This is a genomic window from Phocaeicola sp. HCN-40430, from assembly GCF_037890285.1.
Taxonomy (GTDB): Bacteria; Bacteroidota; Bacteroidia; order Bacteroidales; family Bacteroidaceae; genus Phocaeicola; species Phocaeicola acetigenes.
On record NZ_JBBKBS010000058.1, the window covers coordinates 1 to 1,044 of the forward strand.

Annotated in this window: 2 protein-coding genes; both read right to left on the minus strand. The window is 54.3% G+C overall.

Annotated features, from left to right (window positions below):
* Window positions 1-78 (minus strand): GDP-mannose 4,6-dehydratase (locus tag WKU26_RS12560; RefSeq protein ID WP_340322296.1); only part of this gene is annotated, 78 nt, incomplete at its 3' end.
* Window positions 79-197: 119 nt separating this feature from the next.
* Window positions 198-1,044 (minus strand): MFS transporter (locus WKU26_RS12565; RefSeq protein ID WP_340322298.1); only part of this gene is annotated, 847 nt, incomplete at its 5' end.

Genomic DNA, 1,044 nt, shown 5'->3' on the forward strand with positions numbered 1-1,044 from the left:
CCCTTTCTCAATCAGGAATTCGGCCAGATAAGAACCGTCCTGTCCGGTAATACCGGTAATCAAAGCTACTTTTCTCATTGTGTTTTTTTAGTTTTTAAGTTTTTAAGTTTTTAAGTTTTTAAGTTTTTAAGTTTAAGTTTTTGAGTTTGTAAGTTTTTAAGTTGGTTATGAATTCACAAACTCACAAACTCAAAAACTCACAAACTTATCGCCTTATATCTATACGCATACACCGCAATCACAACAAAGCATACCAGCGGCACGGAGAATCCTGCCGCCATGGAGCTGGCATCCGCGATGGCCCCCATCAGAATTGGAGCGATGGCCCCGCCCACAATCGACATGATGAGGAACGACGACGCCCTCTTGGTATTGCTTCCCGTCTTTCTCAGTGCCAGTGCAAAGATAGTGGGGAACATGATCGACTCGCACAGGAAACAGCACAGCAGTCCGTACCATCCCGCCTTTCCCGGCAGCAGAATCACGGCAGCCATACTTGCCACCGCCCCCACGGCACATGCCGTCAGCACCTTTTCCGCCCTTACCGAGCGCATCAGCCAGCTTCCCCCCATGCGTCCCGCCATGAAGAGTCCCATACCCCCGAACGACAGCCATACCGACGCCTCGTGCGCCGAAATTCCCGCCGTCTCCGTGGCGTAGTTGATGAAGAAACTGTTGATACCCGTCTGCGCCGCCACATACAGGAAGAGCGCCACCAGACCGAAGGTAAACGTACCTTCCTTCCACAACCCTCTGCTGCCCGTGCTCTCCTTCTGCATCTCCGGGGCAGGAGAGTCCCCGATTTCCGGCAGCTTCACCCGTGCAAAGACCAGCGCCACCACCAGCACGATACACCCGATGATGGCATACGGCGTACTCACGTCCCCGCCTCCCGCAAAGAGGAAGAATCCCCCCACGAGCGGTCCGCAGATCCACCCCAGTCCGTTGAACGACTGCGCCAGGTTCAGTCTCCGCTCACTCCCTTCCGGGTCTCCGAGCACCGTCACATACGGGTTCGCCGCCGTTTCCAGACAGGTCAGACAG